We start from the raw sequence: 26,089 nt of genomic DNA, 5'->3' as shown, positions 1-26,089 counted from the left end.
GACGCAAGAAAAAATTAACCGCGCTAAGTAAATTAATATTGCGGCGTGGGTCATAACCAAAAGCGATGATGGCAAGGGCTAAAGTTTCTGCCGGTTTATACCGTTATACTGAGCATAACTGTCAGTCAAAAAGGAAAGAATATGCGCCGTATAATCATGGCAGGAGCGTTGGTACTGGTGTCCAGCGCGACGCTGGCAAATCAGCTTTATCGCCCGGACGTGCAGGTGAATGTCCCGCCGGAAGTGTTCAGTTCCAGCGGTCAGCGGGCGCAACCCTGTAGTCAGTGCTGTATTTATCAGGATCAAAACTACTCAGAAGGGGCGGTGATTAAAGCGGACGGCGTTTTGCTTCAGTGCCAGCGCGATGATAAAACGATCAGCACGAATCCGCTGGTCTGGCGTCGCGTAAAAGGATAAACGCTTCTAATAGCGGGATATCGGCAGGCGCCAGCGGATAACGCAGCGCCTCTTCGGGTGAACACCAGACGATATCCTGATGTTCATACACTTTCAGCTCCCCCTGATATGACGGTACATGCCAGGCATGTAAGTGAATGAGTCGGCCTGAAACCTCGCGTTGATGGCTGGCAATGTAGCGCCCAACGACCGCCTCGATGCCCAACTCTTCACGCAGTTCACGGATCAGCGCCTCTGGCTGACTTTCCCCCGGCTCAACCTTACCGCCAGCAAACTCCCACATACCTGACTGATCCGCATGCTGCGGGCGTTGAGCCAGTAAAATTTTGCCATCACGTTCAATGATAGCGGCGACCACGTCGAGGGTTTTCATTATATTCATCAATATCTAACGGCAGAAAATGACATACTATCGTTATCTTTGTTTTATCTAAAGTATTCAGGAGCCACCGTTGAACGATCCTCAGTCGTGGGTAAAACCGTTAACGCGTATCCCTTCCAGTTTGCAACCGCTCGTTGCTACGCAGAAAAAACATTATGGCGATGTGCTGCATCCCACGCGCTGGTGGGGGCGGATGCCGTTCCTGTTCTGGCTGGTGGCGCTGTTTGTCGGGTTTCTGGAGCGTAAAAAGGCGCGCCTGTCGCCGGTGATGCGCGCGCTGTTGATGACTCGCGTTTCTCAGGTGTGCCACTGCGCTTTCTGCGTTGACGCCAACAGTTTACGGCTGGCTGAACGCTGCGGCGCGCTGGATAAAGTCTTACAGGTTGCCAACTGGCAAGAATCAACGCTATTTAGCGCAGAAGAACGTGTAGGGCTGGCCTATGCTGATGCGGTCACCGCAACGCCACCACAGGTTGACGATGCGCTGAAAGCGCTGATGAAGCAGTATTTTACCGATGACGCCATTACTGAAATGACCGCGCTGATTGGGTTTCAAAATCTCTCGGCGCGTTTTAATGCCGCTCTCGATATTCCCTCCCAGGGACTGTGCGACAGTTTTAAAGGACGCCCGCATGCTTGACCGCCATCTTCATCCGCGATTAAAACCGCTTTTGCATCGCTGCGTGGGCATCATTGATCAACCGGCGATTACCCCGGACGGACTTACGCTGGTCGGTTTTGCTATTGGCGTGCTGGCGTTGCCATTTCTGGCGTTAGGCTGGTATATGGCGGCGCTGGTGGCTATTGTGCTCAATCGGCTGTTTGACGGGCTGGATGGGGCGCTGGCACGGCGCAGAGGGCTAACGGACGCGGGAGGATTTCTCGATATCTCGCTCGATTTTCTGTTTTACGCCTTAGTGCCGTTTGGTTTTATTCTTGCTGCGCCGGCGCAAAATGCGCTGGCAGGCGGTTGGCTGTTGTTCGCGTTTATTGGCACCGGCAGCAGCTTTCTGGCCTTCGCCGCGCTGGCGGCAAAGCATCAGATTGATAACCCCGGTTATGCGCATAAATCGTTTTATTATCTGGGCGGACTGACTGAAGGAACCGAGACGATTTTGCTGTTTGTGTTGGGATGTCTGTTCCCGGAATATTTTGCCGTAATGGCGTGGGTCTTTGGCGCGCTGTGCTGGATGACGACGTTCACCCGGATCTGGAGCGGATATCTGACGCTGAAAGCGGTCCAGCGTCAGGCGTAACGTAGTGCGTTGCCGGATGCGCTTCGCTTATTCGGCCTACAACGATGGTTTATGTAGGCTGGGTAAAGAGTTCTCGCTGCATCCGGCAACAATGACAATCTTACTTGCTGGCGTCTGGACCCCGTTCACCGCTGGTGACCGGGTTTTTCGGAGAGCTGCTCCACTCATACCAGCCGCCGTCGTAGACGGAGACGTTTTTCCAGCCCATTGCGCGGGCATACATAAACGTTTCCGAAGCACGCCAGCCGGTACCACAATAGAATGAGACCTGTTGCTGTGGCAGGATATTCCATTGCTTCCACATGGCGGCGATGTCATCGGCGCTGCGCATGGTGCCATCGGGGTTATGGAAATCTGCCATGTGGGTGGAGTCGCTGCCTGCATGGCCCCAACGCGCCCCTGCGATCTCACCTTTTGGCTTAATGTAGCTATAGCCGCTGGTCGTACCGATAAATTCCGGCCATGAACGAATGCTCACCAAAGACGCATCCTGGCGATGCAGCAGACCGCGAGCCTGTTCCATATCCAGCATCAGTTGCGGTTGGGCAGGGATCGTCATGCCGAAATCAGGTTCAGGCTTCACCGTTGGTGCCGTACCGCGTTCGACCGGTAAACCTGAGTCAGACCAGGTCTGCCAGCCGCCGTCGAGCAGACGAACATCTTTTACACCTGCATATAGCATAATTTGCGCCACGCGCGCGGCTGCGTAGACATCGCGGCCGTATAAAATCACCGTGGTGTCGTGGCGGATGCCGTGTTTCGCCAGCATCGCTTTGAGCTGCGCGTCGGACACTTTATTCCACAGCGGTTCGCTTTCGACTTCGTTGGTATCAATGTAGCCCGCGCCAGGGATATGGCTGAGCAGATACAACTTCGGCGCGCCCCAGGCGGCTTCAATCACTTTCCAGTCACCGGCCGGTTTGGCGATCACCTCTTTACCCTGCTGAAGGTCGTGCAGCCACTGCGGGTAAACCAACTGTTCGAAGTGCGGCAGACGTTGCAGGCGGGCAGGGTCCGTAAGCGCATCGCTGAGGGTTGAGATAGCGTTAAAGCCGACTTTCTGCAGGCGGGATTTGACGGCCTGCATGTCAGTATCGCTGCCATACAATGCCACCGGCGCGTCGGTTTTCAGGTGATGTGCCTTAACCCAGGCGCTGAGTTGTTCATCATTCATCTTGTCGAGCCAGGCGGCAGACAGGTTCAGTGCGGAAGGCTCGTGTCCTGAAGGGCCATTAAGCGATTGCGGCCAGCCGTTGTAAAAAGCGCTCTGACGGGTATCGATCGCCGCGCCTTGCTTTTGCTGTAACTGGTTGAGGGTGAGCGTCTGTGCTGTTTCAGCAGCCCAGGAAGAAGCGCAAGCGAGCCCTAAAGCCAGTGCCAGCGCGGTCATTTGAGAAACACGTTTCATCGAATAGCCCGACGTTGAAAAAGAGGACGACATTCTGTGCCGCCAGTTAAGTAAAAACCTTGCGTTAACGCAGCATATCGGCACATTCACGCCCAGTTTTCCATCTGTAATACGCGACCTGCTGGCGGAACGTCCTGCGCATCGTGGGTAACCTGGACCACCGGAATACCCAGTTTACGTACCTCGGTGAAGACCCACTGGCGAAAGGTATCGCGCAGCGACGCATCCAGCCTGCTAAAGGGTTCATCGAGTAACAGCGCCTGGGGTTGCGCCAGCAGCGCGCGAAGCAGGGCGACACGCGAGCGTTGCCCGCCGGAGAGCGAAGCCGGATCGCGTGAATAAAATCCTGCCAGGCCCGCGCGTGCGAGGGCGCTTTCCACCGCATGGCGTCTGGCGGGACCTTGCACGCTGGCGGGTAAGGCCAGCAGTAAATTCTGCCCAACGCTGAAATGGTCAAACAGCAGCGCATCCTGAAACAGAATGCCAATATGGCGCTGCGCAGTAGGCAGTGTGTCTACGCGCTGTTCGTTGAGCCACAGTTCGCCTGACGCCTGAAGCTGAGGAGACAACGCCCCGATCATCCACGAAAATAACGAAGACTTACCGCTGCCGGAAGGTCCCATAATGGTGACAATGTCACTTTTATTAACCTGGAAATTAACGTCCTTCAATAGCGCTGTCGTACCCTGGTACAACGAAACGCTTTGTACAATGAGCATTAGCGGAGTCCTTGTCGAAAGCGGCCAATCCACGCAGCGAGAAACGCCGCCAGTGCGAAAATTATAAGCGGTAACAGAAGCTGCCATAGCGCCTGGGTTGCCAGAATGGCGGTGCTACCGCCGCTGCTTAATGCTACCGCTTCGGTGGTCAGCGTGGGATAGCGCCCGGCGCCTAACCACAGCGTCGGCATATACTGGGCGATACTGACTGAGAACCCTACCGCGAAGGCAACCAGCGCCGGACGCGCCAGCTGCGGACATTTTACTTGCCAGAATATGCGGCCCCGGGTCCAACCCAGCGTTTGCGCAATCAAAATCAATCGTGGGTCAATGCGTTGCCACGCCGGTTTGAGCACAAACAGCATCCATGGCATCACCCACAGCAGGTGTCCCCAGACAATGGTTATCATCAGCCCATCCTGTCCGGCATATAACGCCAACAGATACTGTCCAGTTACCAGCGGCAGCGCAGGCAAAATGAGCGGTAGCCAGACCCAACGGTGTCCGGTTTGCGGACCCCATTCCAGCCAGGCAAAAAGTATCAGCAGCGCCAGCACGCTGGAGATAAGCCCCAGTTGCAGGCTAGTGCAGAGCGCCTCACTATTTAGCGACGAATAGCTGGCGATCAGCGCCAGAACCAGCGCGCACACCACACCGCCAAAGGGCAAAAGTTGTACCAGCGAACGTCCGATTGTACAGGATGAAAAACGCAGGCGTTCCCCGTTTACTGCGGGAATAGTGCGTTGCCAGGCGCGCCAGAGCAGATACCCCGCCAGCGCGATGATGAGTAGCAGCAGTACCAGCAGCAGGCTGGCGAGTGCTCCTTTAGCCTGTTGCTCGGCATCGCCCTGACTGAGCCATTGCCAGCTCAACACGGCAAGCGTTGGTGGGTTTCCGGGACCAAGGACGATTGCTACATCCACTACCGAGAGCGACCAGGCGACAATCGCCAGCATGGCTTTGCCTAACGCGGGGGCGAGAGAGGGCAGAACCAGCCAGTTCAGGCATTGCAGTCGGCTGTAACCCAGCGAATCCAGGACGATAACCTGCTGCGAAAGCTGTTTTTCACTCAGCAGAGCTGAGAGGATCCATAACAAAAAGGCACTCTCTTTTACCGCCAGCGTCACGCCAAGCCCAATGCCGTAGCGGTCAGGCTGGGAGCTGAGAAACGGGAGCCATTGCCAGAGCATGCCGCCTTCGGCAAAAACCAGCAGCACGCTGGTGGCGAAGGCAACATGTGGAATCGCCAGCAGCCACGGAAGACGCGTGCACAGACGCGCCCAGCCTGCGCCGGGCCATAAGGCGAGGATCGCCAGCAGGGCGATGATCAGCGCGCCACCAGCCGCTAGGCTTACGGAAACCAGCGTTGCCAGTAACGCCTGCGGGAGTTGAGGATCGCTAAATAGCGCCAGCCAGTGTCTGGTGCTCAGCGCCGGCGTTATCAGAGAAAAAGCCGCTGGCGCCAGCGGCAGATAAACGCCCGCCATGATGGCCCAGAGTAGCAGAATTAATGTGTACCGTAGCGGCGTAGCCATTCTTGTTCCAGAGCGTTTACCCATGCAGCATGCGGTTCTGGTAGCATGGCAGGGAGCCCTTGTGGGATCCGCGCCAGCAGCGCATTACGCTGGTCGACAGGCAATTTTTGTGGATCAAGCACCGAAGGATCTCCCCAGACTGACGGGTCGGCTTTACGCAGCTGCGCTTTGGGTGAAAGCAGGAAATTTGCCACAACTTTCGCTCCGGCGCTGGCACGCGCATTCGCTGGAATGGTGACAAAATGCACGTTGCCGAGCATGCCCTGTGAGAAACCAAAACTATAGCTGCTTTTGGGTAATTCACCGCGGACCACTTTTTGCTGCGCGTGGGCAGGATTAAAGGTCATTGATAAACGCAGGGTGCCACCGTTGAGCAGCGCATCCATTCGCGCGGGCGTGGGCGGAAAATCTTTACCTTCGCGCCACAGGGCAGGATGCAAAGCATCAAGGTAATGCCACAATGGAGCGGTAACGTCGGCGAATGTGGACGCATCTGGCGCTATTTTCAGCGCCTGCGGCTTGTTGGTGAGCGAAATTAACAACTGTTCAAGAAAAGCTGTTCCAGTAAAGTCTGGCGGACGCGGATAGGTCACCGTGCCAGGGTGCGCCTGGGCAAACTCAAGCAGTGCCTGCGGGGATTGCGGCGGCTGCGCGGTGAGATCGTGCCTGGCAATAAATGTAAGCTGTGCGCCACCCCACGGTGATTCAGCCCCCTCCGTTGGAATGGAAAAGTCTTCGTTCACCGGTTTCTGGGTATCAACATAGCGCCAGTTAGGCAGCGTTTGCGCCCACTGGGTCTGTAGCAGCCCGGCTTCTTTCAGCGTGCGGAAATTTTCGCCGTTCACCCACAGCAAATCGACCGATCCACCGGTTTTTCGCCCGGATGCCGCTTCCGTCTGGATACGTTTTACGGCGTCGGCGGCATCCGCCAGGCGTACGATTTTCAGGTTAATGGCATAGTGCGTTTTCATCTCGCCGCTAACCCAGTCGAGATACTGGTTAACTGCGTTGTCGCCACCCCAGGCGTTGAACCACACCGTCTGACCGCGGGCGTCATTTTTGATTTGCTGCCAACTGGTGTCCTCGGCGAAAGCCGCCAGCGGAGAGAGCAGCAAACTCAGGCACAATAAGCAGTAACGCATAATATCTCCCTTGCTAAAAATGGGGGGAAAGACTCAGGTCTTTTTCCGTTGATGCTCAAGATAAAGGCTTTTGGCAACGGCAATCACCACGCTCAGAGCGAACAGGATGAACAGGCCGGTAACAAACCAAAATGTGCCGCCGGTTAACAGGCTACCAGCCCATGAATAGACGATAGTGGCCGGTAACTGACCGATGCCGGTGGCGATGAAGAAATGGCGAAAACGAATCGAGGTCAGGCCTGCTGCGTAGCTTACCGGGTCGAACGGCACAAAAGGTAACAGGCGACAGACAAGAATTGTGTGCTTGCCATAGCGCTCGAAAAAAGTGTCCATGTTGTTCAGCACCGTTTTTCCGGTCAGTTTTTCCACGGCGCTGCGACCTAAAACGCGGGCAATAAAAAAGCACAGCGCCGCGCCTGCCATCGCGCTGCTCCAGGACAGAACGCCGCCCCAAAATGCGCCAAACAGCGAGGCGTTGGCAAAGGTGATCACAAAGGCGGGAAGCGGCGCGACGATGGCCTGTAAGATCATCAGGAAGAACGACACGACCGCCGCCTGGGTTCCGTAAGAACGAATGAAGTTCTCAAGAGCATGCTGATCGAGCGTGGTAAATGCCGCCAGGCTGGCGTGAAGAAAATCACTCACGCCAGGTATCCACGCCCACGCCATCAGGGCGAGCAGCAGCAGGGCAAGCAAGCTTATACGGTAATAGCGTGTCCGCCGCGCTTTATTCATCTTGATCATTTACCCGCGTACTCGTGACCGGGCGCCGGATCGACATGTTTATGCCGCGCCCAGGCTTTGGCGGCCTGAACGAGGACGAATAGCGCCAGCCCCGCAACGCTGAGTTTACCGATAAATGCCCAGCTAATCCCTTCGCTGGCCAGTTCGTGCGACATCAGCGTATAGATAAAGATGCCGGGCAAGGTGGTTAGCGCAGATATCACGGTAAATGACCAGAACGGAATGGCCGTCAGCCCATAGGCATAGTTTTGAATGTTATAGGGGAACAGTGGCACGAGCCGGGTCAGGATCAGAAAGTCTACTCCACTATGGGCAATGCCTTTTTCGATAGCCTGAAACGTTGCCGTATGGCCAACGTATTTCAACAGTAATTCCCGCCCAACCCAGCGAGCCAGCATAAACGACAGCGCCGAAGCTATGGTTGCCGCCACTAACGAGATAAGCGTCCCTGTCACCGGACCAAACAGCACACCGCCGACGATCACCAGGATGCTGCCAGGGATCAGACACAACGCGGCAACTATAAACAGCAGGATATAAAGGGTATAGCCGAACAGGCCTCTTTGGCGGATGACATCTTGTAAATGATGGAAATTGGTGATCAGATCGGTCAGACCGTAATGATAGAAAACTCCCGCCAGAACGCAGAACAATACCGCAACAATTAGCAGCCGGTATTCTGCGTTATGCGAACTTCTTTTTCATGGGGGTTCTCCTGTAAAACCGAGTGCAATGTAGCGTTTTCGTCAGCGAAAAGTGCGCGCGAAGATATAATAAATTTCCGGCCGCAACAATGTATTACCGTGGCTTTATTGATTTTGCACAGAATAAACAGACTCTCCAGGCCAGGCCCGGAGAGTGAAAATACACAGACGATCAGACGCGGAATTTAGCCCATACAGGCGCATGGTCGGACGGCTTTTCCATACTGCGGATTTCATAGTCGATGCCGGTTTCTTCGCAGCGCTCCGCCAACGGTTTGCTCGCCAGCAGTAGATCGATACGCAGGCCACGGTTATCATCAAAGCCTTTTGAGCGGTAATCAAACCACGAGAACTGGTCGTTCTTTTCAGGCCAGGCGTGACGGTAGGTATCTACCAGACCCCAGCCCAGCAGACGTTCCATCCACTCGCGCTCTTCTGGCAGGAAGGAACATTTGCCGGTACGCAGCCAGCGTTTACGGTTCTCTTCGCCAATACCAATATCGAGGTCGGTTGGGCTGATATTCATATCGCCCATGATCAATACCGGATTGTCGCGCTTCAGTTCAGTCTCCAGGTAGTTTTGTAGGTTCTGATAAAACGCGGCTTTGGCCGGGAACTTGGTTTCATGGTCACGGCTTTCGCCCTGCGGGAAATAGCCGTTGATCACCGTGATGCTGCCCAGAGGCGACGGAATTTCCGCCATGATGATACGACGCTGCGCTTCTTCGTCATCACCCGGGAAGCCACGACGCACCGCAATCGGCGTTTCTTTCGTTAATAGTGCTACGCCGTAGTGGCCTTTCTGACCGTGATAAAAGACGTTATAACCCAGCTTTGCTACCTCTTCGAGAGGGAACATATCGTCGTGGACTTTTGTCTCCTGTAAGCCAATAACATCCGGTTGGTGTTTTTCGACAATGGCTGCCAGTTGATGGGGACGGGCACGCAGGCCGTTGATATTAAAAGAGACAAATTTCATAGTCGCTGCCACTTTGCAAGATGAATAGTGCAAGGATGGTAGCAGAATTTCTGCAGGCTGACTGCTTCTTGTCACCTGATTCCAACAATGATTGCTAATGGTGTTAACGATGGAGCAAAAATTGCACCGTTTTGGCGCGTAGCGCGTCGGAATAGAGCAATAATTTCCGATAAATTTCGTATACGATCACAATTCCAGAATTATATTTGGCGACTGAATAAAATTGCGTTTTTTCCTCTGTTTAGTCATCTGGTACGCAAACATATTCACTTTATATGCACATACAGTGAATATCGTCAGGTTGTAACTCGTTGATATTCCGTCACCGCCCTCCGTTTATGCACTTTTTTCGCTGGCTGGCACGAAGCCTGCAATCTACATTTACACCGCAAACACTATATTTATTAACATATAAATAACCTTTTATTTACCGTTGAGGTCGCTATGTCTCTGTCAATTACGCGTGAAAATTTTGATGAATGGATGATGCCCGTATACGCTCCGGCCCCTTTTATTCCGGTGCGTGGCGAAGGTTCACGTCTGTGGGATCAGCAGGGTAAAGAGTATATCGATTTCGCGGGAGGCATTGCGGTTAATGCGCTGGGTCATGCACATCCGGCATTGCGCGAGGCATTAAACGACCAGGCGAGCAAATTCTGGCATACGGGAAATGGCTACACTAACGAGCCGGTGCTGCGCCTGGCGAAAAAGCTGATTGATGCCACTTTTGCCGAGCGCATTTTCTTCTGTAACTCTGGCGCAGAAGCTAACGAAGCGGCATTAAAATTGGCACGTAAATATGCCCACGATCGTTTTGGTAGCCAGAAGAGCGGCATTGTGGCGTTTAAAAATGCTTTCCATGGTCGCACGCTGTTTACCGTCAGCGCTGGAGGACAGCCCGCCTATTCACAGGACTTCGCGCCGCTGCCGCCGGATATCCGCCATGCGGTGTATAACGATCTCGACTCTGCCAGCCAACTGATTGATGACAACACCTGTGCGGTTATTGTGGAGCCGGTGCAGGGGGAAGGCGGCGTAGTGCCGGCAACAAACGCCTTTTTGCAGGGGTTGCGTGAATTATGCGATCGCCATAATGCGCTGTTGATTTTTGATGAAGTTCAGACCGGGGTTGGTCGTACCGGCGAACTGTATGCCTACATGCACTACGGCGTTACGCCGGACCTGCTGACGACAGCAAAAGCGCTGGGCGGCGGTTTCCCCATCGGCGCACTGCTGGCGACAGAGCGTTGCGCCAGTGTGATGACGGTCGGTACGCACGGTACAACCTACGGCGGAAACCCGCTGGCCACTGCGGTGGCGGGAAAACTGCTGGAAATTGTTAACACGCCGGAAGTGCTTAACGGAGTGAAACAGCGCCACGACTGGTTTGTGGAGCGTATTAACGCCATTAACGAACGTTTTGGACTGTTTAGTGAAATTCGTGGACTCGGACTGCTGATTGGCTGTGTGCTGAACGCGGAATTTGCCGGGAAAGCAAAACTCATCTCGCAAGAAGCGGCGGTTGCCGGAGTGATGGTGCTGATTGCTGGCGCTAATGTGGTGCGGTTTGCGCCAGCGTTAAACGTCAGCGAAGAAGAAATCGCCACCGGACTGGATCGCTTTGCGCTGGCCTGCGAACGCATTAAAGCAGGAGGTTCATCATGATGGTGATTCGTCCCATTGAACGCGCTGATATCACCGCGCTGATGCAGCTTGCCAGTAAGACCGGCGGCGGGTTGACCTCGCTACCGGCGAATGAAGCTACGCTGATGGCGCGTATCGAACGTTCGCTACAAACCTGGCGCGGTGAGTTGCCCAAAAGTGAGCAGGGATATGTGTTTGTGCTTGAAGACAGCGCCAGCGGAACCGTGGCAGGGATTTGCGCCATTGAGGTGGCGGTGGGGCTTAACGATCCCTGGTACAACTACCGGGTCGGTACTCTGGTGCACGCCTCGAAAGAGCTGAACGTGTATAACGCGCTGCCGACGCTGTTTCTGAGTAACGATCACACGGGCAGTAGCGAACTTTGTTCTCTGTTTCTCGATCCGGACTGGCGTAAAGAAGGCAACGGCTATTTGTTGTCGAAGTCGCGCTTTATGTTTATGGCGGCCTTTCGTGACCGGTTCAATGAGAAGGTCGTGGCCGAGATGCGCGGCGTGATCGATGAGCACGGCTACTCTCCGTTTTGGCAAAGCCTCGGCAAACGTTTTTTCTCAATGGAGTTCAGCCGGGCGGATTTTCTCTGCGGAACCGGGCAAAAAGCCTTTATTGCTGAACTGATGCCTAAGCATCCGATTTATACCCATTTCCTGTCTGACGAAGCGCAAAGCGTGATTGGTCAGGTGCATCCGCAAACGGCTCCTGCGCGGGCGGTGCTGGAGAAAGAAGGATTTCGCTACCGCAACTACGTCGATATTTTCGACGGCGGACCGACCCTGGAATGTGATATTGACCGGGTACGGGCTATCCGTAAAAGCAGGCTGGTGGAGGTGGCTGAAGGGCAGCCTGCGCCGGGCGACTATCCTGCTTGTCTGGTTGCCAATGAAAATTATCAAAATTTCCGCGTCATGTTGGTTCGTGCCGACCCGGATACTCAGCGTCTGGTACTGACGGCGGCGCAACTGGACGCCCTGAAATGTCACGCGGGCGACCATGTACGTTTTGTGCGTCTTTGTGCAGAGGAGAAAACAGCATGACATTATGGATAAACGGCGACTGGGTGACGGGGCTGGGCGAGCGTCGGGTGAAAACCAATCCCGTAAGCGGTGATGTGCTGTGGCAGGGCAATGATGCCGATGCAGCCCAGGTAGCGCAGGCGTGCCGGGCCGCGCGCGCAGCCTTTGCCGGTTGGGCTAAACAGCCCTTTGGCGCACGCCAGGCCATTGTTGAAAAATTTGCCTCATTGCTGGAAAGCAATAAAGCCGAACTCACACAGATTATCGCCCGGGAAACCGGCAAACCCCGTTGGGAAGCCGCTACAGAACTGACGGCGATGATCAATAAAATTGCCATCTCCGTGAAAGCCTGGCATGCGCGTACCGGAGAGCATCACAGCGAATTACCGGATGGCGCAGCGACGTTGCGCCATCGCCCGCACGGCGTGCTGGCGGTTTTTGGCCCGTATAACTTCCCTGGCCATTTACCCAATGGTCATATTGTTCCGGCACTGCTGGCAGGCAACACATTGATTTTCAAACCCAGCGAGCTGACGCCGTGGACCGGTGAAGCCGTGACAAAGCTGTGGGAGCAGGCGGGATTGCCGCCGGGCGTGCTGAACCTGGTGCAGGGCGGTCGCGATACGGGACAGGCGCTGAGCGCGCAGGACGATCTCGATGGCCTGCTGTTTACTGGCAGTGCCAATACTGGTTATCAACTGCATCGACAGCTATCCGGCCAGCCGGAAAAAATCCTCGCTCTGGAGATGGGGGGCAACAACCCGCTGATTATTGAGAACCCGGAAGATATTGATGCCGCAGTGCATCTGACTATTCAATCCGCGTTTGTCACCGCCGGACAGCGTTGTACCTGCGCCCGTCGCCTGTTAGTTAAAAAAGGCGCGCAGGGGGATGCGTTCCTGACGCGCCTGGTGGACGTCAGCCAGAGTTTAATGCCCGGCAACTGGGACGCAGAACCGCAGCCATTTATTGGCGGGCTGATTTCCGAACAGGCCGCGCGGCATGTCTATGATGCCTGGCAGCGTCTGGAGTCGTTAGGGGGCCGGACGCTGTTAGCGCCACGTCTGGTGCAAGCCGGAACGTCACTGCTCACCCCAGGGATCATAGAACTGACCGGGGCGGCGAACGTACCCGATGAAGAGGTCTTTGGACCGCTGCTTGGCGTCTGGCGTTATGACAGCTTTGATGACGCAATTCGTATGGCGAACAACACCCGCTTTGGATTGTCGTGTGGGTTGGTTTCCCCCGATCGCAACCAGTTTGATCAACTGCTGCTCGAGGCGCGGGCCGGGATCGTCAACTGGAATAAGCCGTTAACCGGCGCGGCGAGTACAGCGCCGTTTGGCGGCGTTGGCGCTTCCGGGAACCATCGCGCCAGCGCGTGGTATGCCGCAGATTATTGCGCCTGGCCGATGGCAAGTCTGGAATCACCGGCCTTAACGCTGCCAACGACGCTTAGCCCCGGCCTGGATTTTTCTCGCGAGGATAAGCTATGAAAGCCCGTGAGGTAAATTTTGATGGTCTGGTGGGGCTGACCCACCACTATGCGGGGCTGTCATTTGGTAATGAGGCCTCAACCAAACATCGTTTTCAGGTATCGAACCCGCGTCTGGCGGCGAAGCAGGGTCTGCTAAAGATGAAAGCGCTGGCGGATGCGGGATTTCCCCAGGCGGTGATCCCGCCTCATGAGCGGCCGTATATTCCGGTGCTGCGTCAGTTGGGCTTTACCGGCCGCGACGAACAGATACTGGAGAACGTGGCGCGTCAGGTGCCTCACTGGCTCTCCAGCGCCAGCTCCGCATCGTCTATGTGGGTGGCGAATGCGGCAACGGTCTGCCCTTCAGACGATGCGCTGGACGGGAAAGTGCATCTGACGGTGGCGAATCTGAATAATAAGTTTCACCGTTCGCTGGAAGCGCCGACCACCGAAGCGTTGCTACGGGCGATTTTCCGTGATGAGAATAGTTTTACGGTCCACGGTGCGTTACCCCAGGTTGCGCTATTCGGTGATGAAGGTGCGGCAAACCATAACCGCCTCGGCGGGGATTACGGCGACCCTGGCGTACAGCTGTTTGTTTACGGTCGTGAAGAAGGGAATGCATCCCATCCGAAGCGCTATCCGGCGAGGCAATCCCGTGAGGCCAGCGAGGCGGTCGCCCGACTGAATCAGGTTAACCCGCATCAGCGTATTTTTGCCCAGCAAAACCCGGACGTTATCGATCTTGGCGTGTTTCATAACGATGTGATTGCGGTGTCGAATCGCCAGGTACTGTTTTGTCATCAGCTGGCGTTTGCCAGACAGCAGGCGTTGTTCGAGCAGTTACGCAGTCAGGTGGCAGGTTTTACCCCGCTGGAAGTCCCGGCTGCGGAAGTGTCGGTGCAGGATGCGGTGACTACCTATCTGTTTAACAGCCAGTTACTGAGCCGTGATGACGGTTCGATGATGCTGGTCCTGCCGCAGGAGTGTCGGGAGCATGCGGGCGTGTGGCGGTATTTGAACCGTCTGCTCGAGGAAGACAATCCGATCAATGACCTGCAGGTATTCGATCTGCGTGAAAGTATGTCCAACGGCGGCGGTCCGGCATGTCTGCGCCTGAGAGTGGTGCTTACGCCACAGGAGCTGCAGGCCGTAAATCCGGCGGTTATCATGAACGATAATCTGTTTAACACGCTGAATAATTGGATCGACCGTTACTATCGCGATCGTCTTACCGCCGCCGACCTTGCCGACCCGCAGCTGTTGCGTGAGGGGCGTGAAGCGCTGGATACGTTGACGCAATTGCTCAACCTCGGCTCTGTGTATCCCTTCCAGCAGGAGAGGACCCGCCATGGATAATTTTCTGGCCCAGACGCTGGCAGGGATAACCCCCGAGACAACCGAGGGCACAGCTCGCGGCTTTTCCTGGCAGTGGATTGGTCATGGGATTCTGGAGCTGACGCCGGACACTCCGGCGGAATATTCGCTGGTGCTGTCTGCGGGGATCCACGGCAATGAAACGGCCCCGGTAGAGATACTTGATTCAATTCTCTCCAGGCTGTTTAGCGGTGAACTAACGCTGACATGGCGGCTGCTGGTGATTCTGGGGAACCCGCAGGCGCTGGCGGCGGGACAACGTTATTGTCATAGCGACCTGAACCGTATGTTTGGCGGCCGTTGGCAGATTTTTGCCGCGAGTGAAGAAACGCACCGAGCCCATCAGCTTGAGCTGTGTCTGGAGGATTTTTATTCGCGGGCGAAAGAGCCAGTCCGCTGGCATCTGGATCTGCACACCGCGATTCGCGGCTCGCAGCATCTGCGCTTTGGCGTGTTGCCACAACGCAACGTTGCCTGGGACGAAGATTTTTTGGGATGGTTGGGAGAGGCAGGGCTGGAGGCGCTGGTTTTCCATCAGACACCTGGCGGCACGTTCACCCATTTTAGCGCTGAACATTTTGGCGCGCTGGCCTGCACGCTGGAACTGGGTAAAGCGCTGCCGTTTGGACAAAACGATCTGACTCAGTTTGCGCAGACGGCAGATGCGCTGGCGAAGCTGCTAAAGGGCGAGCGAATGTCACTGGGAGAAACATCTCCGCTGCGTTACCGCGTGGTGTCGCAAATCACGCGGCGTAGCGACGATTTCATTCTTCACATGGATAACCAGACGCTCAACTTTACCCCTTTTACAGAGGGCACCTTGCTGGCGCAGGACGGTGATGAACGTTTTACCGTCACCCATGATGTTGAATACGTTCTTTTTCCAAATCCAAACGTGGCCTGTGGTTTACGTGCCGGATTGATGCTCGAAAAATTGTGAAAAATATATATGCCCTTTTGGTTTATCCCTAAGGGCTTATTTTTACGTGCTGTTTTTATTTATTACGGATTATTCCTGGTGAATTGCTTTCTTAATAATCAGGGATGAGGTATAGTTCTTCATAATCCCTTCAAAATCATCCCGTTGTAATTTTTTATTGCAACTCTGCGCAATTTATTCTTTTTTTCTCCATAATTGATGAAAGTTTGTTTTTTACACTTTCATTGTTTTACCGTTGCTCTGATTAATTGACGCTTAAGCCGGTAAAGTTAATCTCGTCAACACGACATCACATTGCATAAGAGTCGCATGAGTGTCGTAAAAATAACTGAAAGAAAGGATAGAAATTATGCGTAAACTGACTGCTCTGTTTGTTGCCTCTACCCTGGCGCTGGGCGCTGCTAACCTGGCCCACGCCGCTGACACGACAACAGCTGCGCCAGCTGATGCCAAACCAATGATGCACCACAACGGTAAGTTTGCCCCGCATCACGACATGATGTTTAAAGACCTGAACCTGACCGATGCGCAGAAACAGCAGATTCGCGAGATCATGAAAGGTCAGCGCGATCAGATGAAACGTCCGCCGCTGGAAGAGCGCCGCGCAATGCACGACATCATCGCCAGCGATAGCTTTGATAAAGCGAAAGCGGAAGCGCAGATTGCGAAGATGGAAGAACAGCGCAAAGCCAACATGCTGGCGCACATGGAAACCCAGAACAAGATTTACAACATTCTGACCCCGGAACAGAAAAAGCAGTTTAATGCCAATTTTGAGAAGCGTCTGACAGAACGTGCCGCGCAGAAGGGTAAAATGCCGCAAGCTGCTGAGTAATCGTTCAGCGTCTACACTATATCATTCACGCTGTGTGTGCTGATTGCCGCACAGTGTGAAACCAAACTCAAGACCGCCGCTCTTGTCCACAACACGTTTAACGAGGTGGGCAGGATCGGCGGTTTTTTCTTTGCTGCCTCTTGCACCGCGCTTGTGACACGTTATTCTCCTGAAGCCCGCGAAAATTCCACCTGGAGGGCGCGTTGTTCTTTTTTGCAAAACACCGGGTTCATCGCTAAGGCAAATCAACTCTGCTGCCGATAACAATAATCTGCAGAGTGAACATAACAATGATGATTTATGGCTGCCTGTTTACGGTGGGCTGCCGTGCTGCGCCTTTCTGGAGGGATGATGGAATACTTTGATATCCGCAAAATGCCGGTCAATCTGTGGCGAAATGGTGCGGGAGAAACGCGTGAGATTTGCTGTTTTCCGCCAGCAACACGAGATTTTCACTGGCGGGCGAGTATCGCCTCCATCGCAGCGAATGGGGAGTTTTCTCTTTTTCCCGGCGTAGAACGCGTGATTACCCTGCTGGAAGGCGGAGAAGTGACGCTGGAAGAGCCGAACACCTTCACGCATACCCTGAAACAGCATCAGCCTTTTACCTTTGCCGGTGACAAGGTGGTAAAAGCGAAGCTGACGGAAGGGCAGATGTCGATGGATTTTAATATCATGACCCGACGGGATGTCTGCCAGGCAAAAGTCAGAGTTGCCGATCGCACCTTTACGACCTTTGGTTCGCGCGGCGGCGTGGTGTTTGTTATCAGCGGAGCCTGGCAACTGGGTGATAAGCTGTTGACCGTCGATCAGGGTGCAAGCTGGCACGACGGTAAACACACGTTACGACTGCTGGAGCGCGAGGGGAAACTGCTGTTCAGCGAGATTAACTGGATGCCGGGGCATTCTCCTGACTCAGTTCAATAATGTCATATTGACCAGACAGAATTGGCCGGCAGAGAATTTTGTAGCCATCTTGATCAAAGCCGGCCGGCATTCGCGCCAGTGTAGCTGCCTCATCCAGCGTTGAAACGGCTCCCAGCCACAGCCAGTTATTGATGATATGGTACTGCGTCATTTCAGCGCGGGTTTCCTGCAGCGCAATGGCATTGCTCCACGGCCAGCAGATTACGCGCACTCTTTCCAGGGCTTCTACCAGACGCAAATAATGTGCTTCAGGGCTTTCTTTCCCACAGCAGGCTCCGGCGCAGCGTTTAAGCGCGGAGCGAAAACAGGCGCGCCCGTGGCTCAGGGGTTCCAGCCCCAACAGGCCGTAGCACAGCTGTTGTTCATCAGCGAGGCTTTGCAGCGTCTGTAGCGCTGCGCGGCGGTTGGCAAACAGGCCAAACAGATTGGGGGCGTGGGAGAAATCAATATCTCGTGCGTAAACCACCTGAACCGTTCGGTCGGTAAGCTGCAAGGCACACAGCTGGCGATTGCGTCGCAGCCGTTTGTTAAACAGGGGCTGCTGTTCTTTGATAAGCCGCGCTTCCAGCAGCAGGGCGCCAATTTCTCCTGCCGTACAAATCCAGCTAATGCGCCTGGCCTGACGCAGCATACTCGCTTCGTCTGCGGTACGCAGATGCGCCAGCACACGGCTGCGAATATTGACACTTTTACCAATATAAAGCGGCATGGTGTCGCTATCACTGTGAAACAGATAGACGCCTGGCGCGGTGGGAAGCGCACTCAAAAACGGGCGCAGGTGCTCGGGATATTCATAGATTGCCGCTGCCTCAAATGTCAGACGAGGGGCTGATTGACGCTGTACCACTGTTGACTCCAGATGCTGGTTATTCATCCAGTGTAGCAGTTTGAGGGCGATTAAAAAAGCGGCATGAGATTCAGCAGGCTAATGCCAGATAGTGCCAATCCTGGCGCTACCCGGCATTTTGAAGGGAAAAGGATTACGCTTTTTTCCAGAAATCATCAAACACGGTGATCGGGGTGCGACGTTTATGCTCAGTTTTCACGTACCAGCCTTCAATTTTTTTCGCGACGTCGGCATCCAGCGTTTTTCCTTCCAGATAGTCGTCGATATTGTCGTAAGTGACGCCGAGTGCGGCTTCATCCGGCAGAGAAGGGCGATCGTCCTCGAGGTCGGCAGTTGGTGCTTTCTTATATAAGTGCTCCGGGCACCCCAGCGCGGCGAGCAGTTGTTTGCCCTGGCGCTTGTTCAGACGAAATAGTGGGTTAATGTCGGTACCGCCATCGCCGTACTTAGTGAAAAATCCGGTGATGGCTTCTGCAGCATGATCGGTACCCACGACAACGCCGCTGGTCATGCCGGCGATACTGTATTGTGCCTTCATACGTTCACGGGCTTTTTCATTGCCACGCACAAAATCGCTCAGTTCAATACCCGCTTCACGCAGGGCCTGCTCGCTGGCCAGCACCGCGCCCTTAATATTGACGGTCAGTACGCGGTCCGGTTGAATAAAGGCGATGGCATCCTGGCAGTCCTGCTCATCGGCCTGAACGCCATACGGTAGGCGTACGGCAATAAACTGCAGTGCGTCATTACCCGTTTCTTTTCGCAGCTCGGTGATCGCCATCTGGCACAGTTTTCCCGCGAGTGTTGAGTCCTGTCCGCCGCTAATTCCCAACACCAGCGATTTCAGAAAGGGGTAGGTCTGCAGATACGATTTCAGGAAATCCACGCTGCGGCGAATTTCTTCTTCTGCATTGATGTGCGGTTTTGCGCCAAGCGCCTGGATTATCTCTTGCTGCAGAGTCATTTAACCCCCTCCGAAAAATAAAATGATCAAAAAAATGATGTGTTAAAGCTAACGCGTTGAGGCCCAAACGACAAGGGATGCGAGCCTGATATAGCATCATTTTGTTTTAATAGAATTTTCCGAAACCACCTAAGTATCCTCTGATTGCTTGAAAAATGCGTTGTTGTGCTCCAGGCTTATATAACACGCTGAAATACAAGAGGACGGAATATGAACAAGAATCTAACAGGAATTCTGAGCGCAGCGGCTGTTTTGACTATGCTGGCAGGGTGTACGGCCTACGATCGTACGAAAGACCAATTTGTTCAGCCCGTGGTGAAAGATGTGAAGAAAGGGATGAGCCGGGCGCAGGTAGCGCAGATTGCCGGTAAACCGTCTTCCGAAGTCAGTATGATCCATGCGCGTGGGACGTGTCAGACCTACATCCTGGGTCAACGAGATGGTAAAGCTGAGACCTATTTTGTTGCTTTAGATGACACCGGACACGTGATTAACTCTGGCTACCAGACCTGCGCAGAGTACGACACCGACCCGCAGGCAGCGAAGAAGTAACAACTGTTTATTGCCTGAGCACTCGGGAAAACCGGCCACTGCGCCGGTTTTTTTATGTCACACGATCTTAATTATTGACGCGAATTATTTGCCTGAAGTGTGAGGGTGGTCATAACGCCAGGTCAAGGAGAGACAATTTAGTTGGTCAAGGAAATACCATCCGCCGGTGCAATCCCGTATACTCATTTCAGCCACCTAAAAAAGTAATTTAGCTGACGCAAGTTACCCAGAGCATGGATGCAGGTTAGGGCTTGCGGAGTGTCTGGTGACAGATAATCGCACATGAGGATCGTTTTAATGGAAAAGAAACACATTTATCTGTTTTGTTCTGCGGGCATGTCGACTTCATTGTTGGTTTCGAAGATGCGTGCTCAGGCCGAAAAATACGAAGTACCGGTTATTATTGAAGCGTTTCCTGAAACGCTGGCCGGAGAAAAAGGTCCAGTGGCCGATGTTGTATTATTAGGTCCACAAATTGCTTATATGTTGCCCGAAATTCAGCGTTTGTTACCCAACAAGCCTGTGGAAGTGATTGACTCGCTGCTGTATGGCAAAGTCGATGGTTTAGGCGTGCTTAAGGCTGCGGTTGCAGCAATTAAAAAAGCCGCAGCAAATTAATTATTTTATTTTAATTTTCCCGTCAAAGAGTTATTTCATTAACATTCACCGTAATTATTAATTGCGGTATTTAAGGGTATTTTTCTATGAGTAACGCTATTGCTTCACTTGAAAAGGTACTCCTTCCTTTTGCTGTAAAAATTGGAAAGCAGCCACACGTTAATGCAATCAAAAACGGTTTTATTCGTTTAATGCCGTTAACCCTCGCAGGGGCCATGTTTGTATTAATCAATAACGTTTTCCTGAGCTTTGGGGAGGGGTCGTTTTTTTATTCAATGGGCATTCGACTTGATGCTTCAACTATTGAAACGCTGAATAGTTTGAAAGGCATTGGTGGAAACGTCTATAACGGTACGCTGGGTATCATGTCATTGATGGCGCCGTTCTTTATCGGTATGGCGCTGGCAGAAGAACGCAAAGTCGACTCACTGGCTGCCGGGCTGTTATCCGTCGCCGCATTTATGACCGTAACGCCATATAGCGTGGGTGAAGCCTATGCCGTTGGCGCGAACTGGCTCGGCGGTGCCAATATTATTTCCGGTATTATTATCGGCCTCGCGGTCGCGGAAATGTTCACCTTTGTGGTCCGTCGCAATTGGGTAATTAAATTACCTGATAGCGTACCGACATCCGTGTCGCGCTCTTTCTCTGCGCTGATTCCTGGCTTCCTTATCCTCTCCATTATGGGGATCATCGCCTGGGCATTGAACACCTGGGGTACGAACTTCCACCAGATCATCATGGATTCCATTTCAACTCCGCTGGCATCGCTGGGCAGCGTAGTGGGTTGGGCCTACGTGATTTTTGTTCCGCTGCTGTGGTTCTTCGGTATTCATGGTTCACTGGCGCTGACCGCGCTGGACAGCGGTATCATGACGCCATGGGCGCTGGAAAACATCTCCATTTACCAACAGTTTGGTTCCGTAGACGCCGCGCTGGAAGCTGGAAAGACCTTCCACGTCTGGGCGAAACCGATGCTCGACTCCTATATTTTCCTCGGGGGTAGCGGGGCTACGCTGGGTCTGATTATCGCTATCTTCCTGGCATCGCGTCGTCCGGATTATCGTCAGGTTGCTAAACTGGCACTGCCGTCAGGCCTGTTCCAGATTAACGAACCTATCCTGTTCGGTCTGCCGATCATCATGAACCCGGTGATGTTTATCCCGTTCATTCTGGTGCAACCGATTCTGGCGGCGATTACGCTGGCAGCTTATTACTCCGGCATTATTCCACCGATTACCAACATCGCACCGTGGACCATGCCAACCGGTTTGGGCGCGTTCTTTAACACCAACGGTAGCGTCGCAGCTCTGCTGGTTGCGCTGTTCAACCTTGGTATCGCCACGCTGGTTTATCTGCCGTTCGTGGTGGTAGCCAACAAAGCGCAGAACGTTATTGATCAAGAAGAAAGCGAAGAAGATATCGCTAACGCATTGAAATTCTAAAATTTAATCCGGCATGGCTTCACGGTCATGCCGGACTGAACCAGAGGAAAAAAGTATGTTGGATATCGAGAACATCGTCGACACGCAGTCAGAAGCAGAAGAACTCGAAGAAGTGGTGATGGGTCTCATCATCAACTCCGGTCAGGCGCGTAGCCTGGCGTACGGCGCGCTCAAAATGGCCAAGCAAGGCGATTTCGAGTCAGCTAAGGCTATGATGGACCAGTCCCGTCTGGCGCTGAACGAAGCGCACCTCGTGCAAACGAAACTGATTGAAGGCGATCAGGGCGAAGGTAAAATGAAAGTTAGCCTGGTGCTGGTTCATGCTCAGGACCACCTGATGACATCAATGCTGGCGCGTGAGCTGGTGACTGAACTGATTGAGCTTCACGAAAAGCTGAAATAGCGAGGAGTGCATAATGCAGCTACAGATTAACGCACCGGAAATCAAAACCGTCTATGAACAGCAGCTGTTTAATGGCAAAAATTTCCATGTGTTCATCTATAACAAAACTGAGAGCATCAGCGGGCTGCATCAGCATGACTACTACGAATTTACCCTGGTTTTAACCGGGCGCTATTATCAGGAAATCAACGGTAAACGCGTATTGCTCGAACGCGGGGACTTTGTTTTTATTCCATTGGGATCGCACCACCAGAGTTTTTATGATTTTGGGGCGACAAGGATCCTGAACGTCGGTATCAGTAAACGCTTTTTTGAACAGCACTACCACCCGCTGCTGCCATTTTGTTTCGTAGCATCGCAGGTCTATCGGGCGAATAATTCGTTTCTCACCTACATTGAAACGGTTATTGCATCACTGAACTTTCGCGAGAGTGGGCTGGATGAATTTGTAGAAGTGGTCACCTTCTATATTATTAACCGGTTGCGCCATCATCGCGAAGAGCAGGTGCTGGATGATATTCCGCAGTGGCTTAAAACCACCGTGGAGACCATGCATGACAAACGGCAGTTTAGCGAGAATGCGCTGGAAAACATGGTACACCTGTCCGCGAAATCCCAGGAGTATCTGACCCGCGCAACCCAGCGTTATTACAGCAAAACGCCGATGCAGATCATTAATGAAATCCGCATTAACTTTGCCAAAAAACAGCTGGAAATGACTAACTATTCTGTAACGGATATTGCTTACGAATCTGGCTACAGTAGTCCAAGTCTGTTTATTAAAACGTTTAAAAAGCTGACGTCATTTACACCTAATAGCTATCGTAAGAAATTAACTGAATTTAATCAGTAGATATTATTTGCCAATAACCCATTTTTTATAGCTTGCCCAAAATAGCGTCGGGACAGCCACGCTATACCTGACAAACGGGTTGAGCATAATACACGTCAGTGTTTTGACACTGAAGGGAGAAAGTATGAGCCAGAAATTAAAAGTCGTCACTATCGGTGGCGGGAGCAGCTACACCCCTGAGTTACTTGAAGGCTTTATTAAGCGCTATCATGAATTACCGGTTTCTGAATTGTGGCTGGTTGATGTCGACGATGGAAAAGAGAAGCTGGACATTATTTTTGACCTTTGCCAGCGCATGATCGATAAAGCTGGCGTGCCGATGAAGTTGTTTAAAACGCTGGACCGCCGTGAAGCGCTGAAAGATGCTGATTTCGTTACCACCCAGCTGCGCGTAGGGCAACTGAAAGCCCGCGAAAAGGATGAACGCATTCCGCTGAGCCACGGGTATCTGGGGCAGGAAACCAACGGCGCTGGTGGGTTGTTCAAAGGTCTGCGTACTATTCCGGTTATCTTTGATATTGTCAAAGATGTGGAAGAACTGTGCCCGAATGCGTGGGTGATTAACTTTACTAACCCGGCCGGGATGGTGACGGAAGCGGTCTATCGCCATACGAATTTTAAGAAATTCATCGGTGTATGTAATATTCCTGTCGGCATGAAAATGTTCATTAGCGATGTGCTGGCGCTGAAAGAGAGCGATGACTTATCCATCGATCTGTTCGGTCTGAACCATATGGTCTTCATTAAAGACGTGCTGGTGAATGGTAAATCACGCTTTGATGAACTGTTGGATGGCGTGGCTTCAGGTCAACTGAAAGCCTCCACCGTGAAGAACATCTTCGACCTGCCGTTCAGTGAAGGGTTGATTCGCTCGCTGAAGCTGCTGCCGTGCTCATATTTGCTCTATTACTTCAAGCCAAAAGAGATGCTGGCGATTGAAATGGGTGAATACTATAAGGGCGGCGCTCGCGCTCAGGTGGTACAGAAAGTGGAGAAACAACTGTTTGATCTCTACAAAAACCCGGATTTGAACGTGAAACCGAAAGAGCTTGAACAGCGTGGTGGAGCCTATTACTCCGATGCGGCCTGTGAAGTGATCAACGCCATCTACAACGACAAACAGACCGAGCACTATGTCAACGTTCCGCACCATGGGCATGTTGACAATATCCCGGCGGACTGGGCGGTTGAGATGACCTGTACACTGGGACGCAACGGCGCCACGCCGCACCCACGTATTACCCATTTTGATGAGAAAGTGCTCGGCCTTATCTATACCATTAAAGGCTTTGAAGTCGCGGCGAGCAATGCGGCACTGAGCGGCGAGCTGAATGATGTGCTGCTGGCGTTGAACCTAAGCCCGCTGGTGCATTCTGACAGCGATGCCGAGATTCTGGCGCGTGAGCTAATTCTGGCGCATGAAAAATGGCTGCCAAACTTCGCCGGGTGTATCGAGAAACTCAAAAGCGAACAACACTAACTGAGGTCGGCTATGGAACGCGTACTGATTGTAAATGCGGATGATTTTGGCCTGAGTAAAGGACAAAACTACGGCATTGTTGAAGCCTGTCGCAATGGCGTGGTCACCTCGACAACCGCACTGGTTAATGGCGCAGCCATTGACCATGCGGTACAGCTGAGTCGCGACATTCCTGAACTTGCCGTTGGGATGCATTTTGTTCTGACGCTGGGCAGGCCGTTGACGGCAATGCCAGGCCTTACTCGTGACGGGTTACTGGGAAAATGGATCTGGCAGATGGCTGAAGAAGACACCTTGCCGTTGGATGAAATTTCTCAGGAACTGGCCGCGCAGTATCAGCGTTTTCTTGACCTGTTCGGGCGGGAGCCAACGCATCTGGATAGCCATCACCATGTGCATATGTTCCCGCAGATTTTCCCTATCGTGGCCGGGTTTGCTGCCCAACGGGGGATTGCGTTACGGATCGATCGTCAGACGGTATTCCAGGCGTCTGACTTTCCGCAGACGTTACGGACTTCCCAGGGATTCAGCAGCGAGTTTTATGGCGAAGCGATTTCTGAAGCCCTGTTTTTGCAAACGCTTGACGCGTCAGCAGACCGGGGAGAGTCCTCGCTGGAAGTGATGTGTCATCCGGCCTTTATCGATGACATTATTCGTCAAAGTGCCTACTGTTACCCCCGCTTAACTGAGCTCGACGTGCTGACGTCTCCGTCACTGAAATATGCTATTGCGGAGCGCGGTTATCGTCTTGGCAGTTTTCTGAACGTCTAACTCCTGAGTTTGCGGCGCATAATGCGCCGCATTTTTTGTGCACAGAAAACCCCCAGCTAGGCTGGGGGTTCCGGAAAGCTTTCAGCTTTGGGCCAGTTATTAAAACCCCTTTTGATTTGTTAAAACACATTGCGGTCTGGCAACTGCAAATGTTTAACAAGAAATCAAAAGGGGGTCCCAATGGGGGACGAAAAGAGCTTAGCGCACACCCGATGGAACTGTAAATATCACATAGTTTTTGCGCCCAAATACCGGAGACAAGCATTCTACGGTGAGAAACGCAGGGCGATAGGCAGCATCTTAAGAAAGCTGTGTGAGTGGAAAAACGTGCGGATCCTGGAAGCGGAATGCTGTGCGGATCATATCCATATGCTTGTGGAAATCCCACCCAAAATGAGCGTATCCGGCTTTATGGGGTATCTGAAAGGGAAAAGCAGTCTGATGCTGTATGAACAGTTTGGGGATATGAAATTCAAGTACAGGAATAGAGAGTTCTGGTGCCGGGGATACTACGTAGATACGGTGGGTAAGAACACGGTGAAGATACAGGAATACATAAAGCACCAGCTTGCAGAAGATAAAATGGGTGAGCAGTTATCGATCCCTTATGCGGGTAGCCCGTTTACGGGCCGTAAGTAA

28 protein-coding genes are annotated in these 26,089 nt (G+C 53.1%); 18 read left to right on the top strand and 10 right to left on the bottom strand.

The genetic code is table 11. From position 1 onward, the window contains the following. Positions 1–141 precede the first annotated feature (141 nt). Positions 142–417 carry a YnjH family protein gene (locus tag HV237_RS14030; RefSeq protein WP_047358604.1) on the top strand — a complete coding sequence of 92 codons (276 nt, stop codon included), beginning with the start codon at positions 142–144 and terminating at the stop codon, positions 415–417. On the opposite strand, the gene HV237_RS14025 is transcribed toward HV237_RS14030, so the two are convergent. Continuing rightward, the gene (locus tag HV237_RS14025; RefSeq protein ID WP_047358605.1) at positions 377–790 is read right to left on the bottom strand and encodes a pyrimidine (deoxy)nucleoside triphosphate diphosphatase; all 414 of its coding nucleotides are present in this window, start codon (positions 788–790) and stop codon (positions 377–379) included. The two genes, HV237_RS14030 and HV237_RS14025, sit on opposite strands and share 41 nt — an antisense overlap. A gap of 79 nt (positions 791–869) precedes the next feature. Between HV237_RS14025 and HV237_RS14020 the strand changes: the two genes are divergently transcribed. Next, the gene (locus tag HV237_RS14020; RefSeq protein WP_047358606.1) at positions 870–1,439 is read left to right on the top strand and encodes a carboxymuconolactone decarboxylase family protein; all 570 of its coding nucleotides are present in this window, start codon (positions 870–872) and stop codon (positions 1,437–1,439) included. Then, positions 1,432–2,055 (top strand): CDP-alcohol phosphatidyltransferase family protein, encoded by a 624-nt coding sequence (locus HV237_RS14015; protein ID WP_047358607.1) that lies wholly within the window; start codon positions 1,432–1,434, stop codon positions 2,053–2,055. Before HV237_RS14020 ends, HV237_RS14015 begins: the two co-directional genes overlap by 8 nt. A 100-nt stretch (positions 2,056–2,155) precedes the next feature. Here HV237_RS14015 and HV237_RS14010 read toward each other — a convergent pair whose 3' ends face one another. The 7 genes from HV237_RS14010 to xthA all read right to left on the bottom strand — a co-directional run bounded on the left by HV237_RS14010 (position 2,156) and on the right by xthA (position 9,286). Beyond that, entirely contained in the window at positions 2,156–3,463 is a 1,308-nt protein-coding gene (locus HV237_RS14010; protein WP_181541561.1) for a sulfurtransferase, read from the bottom strand. Between the two features lie 86 nt (positions 3,464–3,549). Then, entirely contained in the window at positions 3,550–4,182 is a 633-nt protein-coding gene (locus HV237_RS14005) for an ATP-binding cassette domain-containing protein (RefSeq protein ID WP_047358608.1), read from the bottom strand. Beyond that, entirely contained in the window at positions 4,182–5,717 is a 1,536-nt protein-coding gene (locus HV237_RS14000; protein ID WP_047358609.1) for a thiamine ABC transporter permease, read from the bottom strand. Before HV237_RS14000 ends, HV237_RS14005 begins: the two co-directional genes overlap by 1 nt. Then, entirely contained in the window at positions 5,690–6,859 is a 1,170-nt protein-coding gene (locus HV237_RS13995; protein WP_047358610.1) for an ABC transporter substrate-binding protein, read from the bottom strand. Before HV237_RS13995 ends, HV237_RS14000 begins: the two co-directional genes overlap by 28 nt. 33 nt (positions 6,860–6,892) lie before the next feature. Next, positions 6,893–7,600, bottom strand: coding sequence for a TVP38/TMEM64 family protein (locus HV237_RS13990; protein WP_135107969.1), 708 nt, complete (start codon positions 7,598–7,600; stop codon positions 6,893–6,895). Next, positions 7,600–8,256, bottom strand: coding sequence for a TVP38/TMEM64 family protein (locus tag HV237_RS13985; protein ID WP_167593144.1), 657 nt, complete (start codon positions 8,254–8,256; stop codon positions 7,600–7,602). Before HV237_RS13985 ends, HV237_RS13990 begins: the two co-directional genes overlap by 1 nt. A 223-nt stretch (positions 8,257–8,479) precedes the next feature. Next, positions 8,480–9,286: an exodeoxyribonuclease III gene (gene xthA, locus HV237_RS13980; RefSeq protein WP_016152844.1), complete on the bottom strand. Its 807-nt coding sequence runs from the start codon at positions 9,284–9,286 to the stop codon at positions 8,480–8,482. Between the two features lie 444 nt (positions 9,287–9,730). Here xthA and HV237_RS13975 point away from each other — a divergent pair, with 444 nt between their 5' ends. The 7 genes from HV237_RS13975 to ves all read left to right on the top strand — a co-directional run bounded on the left by HV237_RS13975 (position 9,731) and on the right by ves (position 17,517). Further along, entirely contained in the window at positions 9,731–10,951 is a 1,221-nt protein-coding gene (locus HV237_RS13975; RefSeq protein WP_047358612.1) for an aspartate aminotransferase family protein, read from the top strand. Further along, entirely contained in the window at positions 10,948–11,982 is a 1,035-nt protein-coding gene (astA, locus tag HV237_RS13970) for an arginine N-succinyltransferase (RefSeq protein WP_016152846.1), read from the top strand. The genes HV237_RS13975 and astA overlap by 4 nt, the downstream gene beginning before the upstream one ends. Continuing rightward, entirely contained in the window at positions 11,979–13,457 is a 1,479-nt protein-coding gene (astD, locus tag HV237_RS13965; protein ID WP_047358613.1) for a succinylglutamate-semialdehyde dehydrogenase, read from the top strand. The genes astA and astD overlap by 4 nt, the downstream gene beginning before the upstream one ends. Beyond that, a complete protein-coding gene (gene astB / locus HV237_RS13960) occupies positions 13,454–14,797 on the top strand; it encodes an N-succinylarginine dihydrolase (protein WP_047358614.1) in 1,344 nt (447 codons plus the stop codon). The genes astD and astB overlap by 4 nt, the downstream gene beginning before the upstream one ends. Further along, a complete protein-coding gene (astE, locus tag HV237_RS13955) occupies positions 14,790–15,755 on the top strand; it encodes a succinylglutamate desuccinylase (RefSeq protein WP_047358615.1) in 966 nt (321 codons plus the stop codon). The genes astB and astE overlap by 8 nt, the downstream gene beginning before the upstream one ends. Positions 15,756–16,104: 349 nt before the next feature. After that, positions 16,105–16,590 carry an ATP-independent periplasmic protein-refolding chaperone Spy gene (gene spy / locus HV237_RS13950; RefSeq protein ID WP_003030629.1) on the top strand — a complete coding sequence of 162 codons (486 nt, stop codon included), beginning with the start codon at positions 16,105–16,107 and terminating at the stop codon, positions 16,588–16,590. 351 nt (positions 16,591–16,941) lie between these two features. Further along, entirely contained in the window at positions 16,942–17,517 is a 576-nt protein-coding gene (ves, locus tag HV237_RS13945; protein ID WP_016152850.1) for an environmental stress-induced protein Ves, read from the top strand. Here ves and cho read toward each other — a convergent pair. Continuing rightward, entirely contained in the window at positions 17,477–18,364 is an 888-nt protein-coding gene (cho, locus tag HV237_RS13940; RefSeq protein WP_047358616.1) for an excinuclease Cho, read from the bottom strand. The two genes, ves and cho, sit on opposite strands and share 41 nt — an antisense overlap. Before the next feature lie 133 nt (positions 18,365–18,497). Then, positions 18,498–19,328: an ammonia-dependent NAD(+) synthetase gene (gene nadE, locus HV237_RS13935; protein ID WP_046275873.1), complete on the bottom strand. Its 831-nt coding sequence runs from the start codon at positions 19,326–19,328 to the stop codon at positions 18,498–18,500. Between the two features lie 210 nt (positions 19,329–19,538). On the opposite strand from nadE, the gene osmE reads away from it, so the two are divergent. From osmE to tnpA, 8 genes are all read left to right on the top strand, one after another. After that, positions 19,539–19,880, top strand: a complete 342-nt coding sequence (gene osmE, locus HV237_RS13930) for an osmotically-inducible lipoprotein OsmE (protein ID WP_003030621.1) — start codon at positions 19,539–19,541, stop codon at positions 19,878–19,880. 297 nt (positions 19,881–20,177) lie between these two features. Beyond that, positions 20,178–20,498: a PTS N,N'-diacetylchitobiose transporter subunit IIB gene (gene chbB, locus HV237_RS13925; RefSeq protein ID WP_003832547.1), complete on the top strand. Its 321-nt coding sequence runs from the start codon at positions 20,178–20,180 to the stop codon at positions 20,496–20,498. Between the two features lie 86 nt (positions 20,499–20,584). Further along, entirely contained in the window at positions 20,585–21,943 is a 1,359-nt protein-coding gene (gene chbC / locus HV237_RS13920) for a PTS N,N'-diacetylchitobiose transporter subunit IIC (protein WP_003030619.1), read from the top strand. A gap of 55 nt (positions 21,944–21,998) precedes the next feature. Beyond that, on the top strand, positions 21,999–22,346 hold the full coding sequence (gene chbA / locus HV237_RS13915; RefSeq protein WP_003030618.1) for a PTS N,N'-diacetylchitobiose transporter subunit IIA: 348 nt from the start codon (positions 21,999–22,001) through the stop codon (positions 22,344–22,346). Positions 22,347–22,356: 10 nt separating this feature from the next. Then, positions 22,357–23,199, top strand: coding sequence for a transcriptional regulator ChbR (chbR, locus tag HV237_RS13910; RefSeq protein ID WP_085951046.1), 843 nt, complete (start codon positions 22,357–22,359; stop codon positions 23,197–23,199). 124 nt (positions 23,200–23,323) lie between these two features. Then, entirely contained in the window at positions 23,324–24,679 is a 1,356-nt protein-coding gene (locus HV237_RS13905) for a 6-phospho-beta-glucosidase (protein WP_016152854.1), read from the top strand. Between the two features lie 12 nt (positions 24,680–24,691). Continuing rightward, positions 24,692–25,450: a chitin disaccharide deacetylase gene (gene chbG, locus HV237_RS13900; RefSeq protein WP_047358618.1), complete on the top strand. Its 759-nt coding sequence runs from the start codon at positions 24,692–24,694 to the stop codon at positions 25,448–25,450. A gap of 180 nt (positions 25,451–25,630) precedes the next feature. Continuing rightward, positions 25,631–26,089, top strand: a complete 459-nt coding sequence (tnpA, locus tag HV237_RS13895) for an IS200/IS605 family transposase (protein ID WP_079778750.1) — start codon at positions 25,631–25,633, stop codon at positions 26,087–26,089.

The organism is Citrobacter sp. RHBSTW-00570 (genome assembly GCF_013739755.1).
In the GTDB taxonomy this organism is placed as follows: Bacteria; Pseudomonadota; Gammaproteobacteria; order Enterobacterales; family Enterobacteriaceae; genus Citrobacter; species Citrobacter braakii.
Note: the sequence above shows the minus strand (reverse complement) of the source record. Positions and strands in the feature narration are given on the sequence as shown.

What these genes read in the sequence shown, in the direction of transcription:
- HV237_RS14030 (WP_047358604.1), top strand. Translation starts at nt 142, where the DNA reads ATGCGCCGTATAATCATGGCAGGAGCGTTGGTACTGGTGTCCAGCGCG.
- HV237_RS14025 (WP_047358605.1), bottom strand. Translation starts at nt 790, where the DNA reads ATGAAAACCCTCGACGTGGTCGCCGCTATCATTGAACGTGATGGCAAA.
- HV237_RS14015 (WP_047358607.1), top strand. Translation starts at nt 1,432, where the DNA reads ATGCTTGACCGCCATCTTCATCCGCGATTAAAACCGCTTTTGCATCGC.
- HV237_RS14010 (WP_181541561.1), bottom strand. Translation starts at nt 3,463, where the DNA reads ATGAAACGTGTTTCTCAAATGACCGCGCTGGCACTGGCTTTAGGGCTC.
- HV237_RS14005 (WP_047358608.1), bottom strand. Translation starts at nt 4,182, where the DNA reads ATGCTCATTGTACAAAGCGTTTCGTTGTACCAGGGTACGACAGCGCTA.
- HV237_RS14000 (WP_047358609.1), bottom strand. Translation starts at nt 5,717, where the DNA reads ATGGCTACGCCGCTACGGTACACATTAATTCTGCTACTCTGGGCCATC.
- HV237_RS13995 (WP_047358610.1), bottom strand. Translation starts at nt 6,859, where the DNA reads ATGCGTTACTGCTTATTGTGCCTGAGTTTGCTGCTCTCTCCGCTGGCG.
- xthA (WP_016152844.1), bottom strand. Translation starts at nt 9,286, where the DNA reads ATGAAATTTGTCTCTTTTAATATCAACGGCCTGCGTGCCCGTCCCCAT.
- HV237_RS13975 (WP_047358612.1), top strand. Translation starts at nt 9,731, where the DNA reads ATGTCTCTGTCAATTACGCGTGAAAATTTTGATGAATGGATGATGCCC.
- astA (WP_016152846.1), top strand. Translation starts at nt 10,948, where the DNA reads ATGATGGTGATTCGTCCCATTGAACGCGCTGATATCACCGCGCTGATG.
- astD (WP_047358613.1), top strand. Translation starts at nt 11,979, where the DNA reads ATGACATTATGGATAAACGGCGACTGGGTGACGGGGCTGGGCGAGCGT.
- astB (WP_047358614.1), top strand. Translation starts at nt 13,454, where the DNA reads ATGAAAGCCCGTGAGGTAAATTTTGATGGTCTGGTGGGGCTGACCCAC.
- astE (WP_047358615.1), top strand. Translation starts at nt 14,790, where the DNA reads ATGGATAATTTTCTGGCCCAGACGCTGGCAGGGATAACCCCCGAGACA.
- spy (WP_003030629.1), top strand. Translation starts at nt 16,105, where the DNA reads ATGCGTAAACTGACTGCTCTGTTTGTTGCCTCTACCCTGGCGCTGGGC.
- ves (WP_016152850.1), top strand. Translation starts at nt 16,942, where the DNA reads ATGGAATACTTTGATATCCGCAAAATGCCGGTCAATCTGTGGCGAAAT.
- nadE (WP_046275873.1), bottom strand. Translation starts at nt 19,328, where the DNA reads ATGACTCTGCAGCAAGAGATAATCCAGGCGCTTGGCGCAAAACCGCAC.
- osmE (WP_003030621.1), top strand. Translation starts at nt 19,539, where the DNA reads ATGAACAAGAATCTAACAGGAATTCTGAGCGCAGCGGCTGTTTTGACT.
- chbB (WP_003832547.1), top strand. Translation starts at nt 20,178, where the DNA reads ATGGAAAAGAAACACATTTATCTGTTTTGTTCTGCGGGCATGTCGACT.
- chbC (WP_003030619.1), top strand. Translation starts at nt 20,585, where the DNA reads ATGAGTAACGCTATTGCTTCACTTGAAAAGGTACTCCTTCCTTTTGCT.
- chbA (WP_003030618.1), top strand. Translation starts at nt 21,999, where the DNA reads ATGTTGGATATCGAGAACATCGTCGACACGCAGTCAGAAGCAGAAGAA.
- HV237_RS13905 (WP_016152854.1), top strand. Translation starts at nt 23,324, where the DNA reads ATGAGCCAGAAATTAAAAGTCGTCACTATCGGTGGCGGGAGCAGCTAC.
- chbG (WP_047358618.1), top strand. Translation starts at nt 24,692, where the DNA reads ATGGAACGCGTACTGATTGTAAATGCGGATGATTTTGGCCTGAGTAAA.
- tnpA (WP_079778750.1), top strand. Translation starts at nt 25,631, where the DNA reads ATGGGGGACGAAAAGAGCTTAGCGCACACCCGATGGAACTGTAAATAT.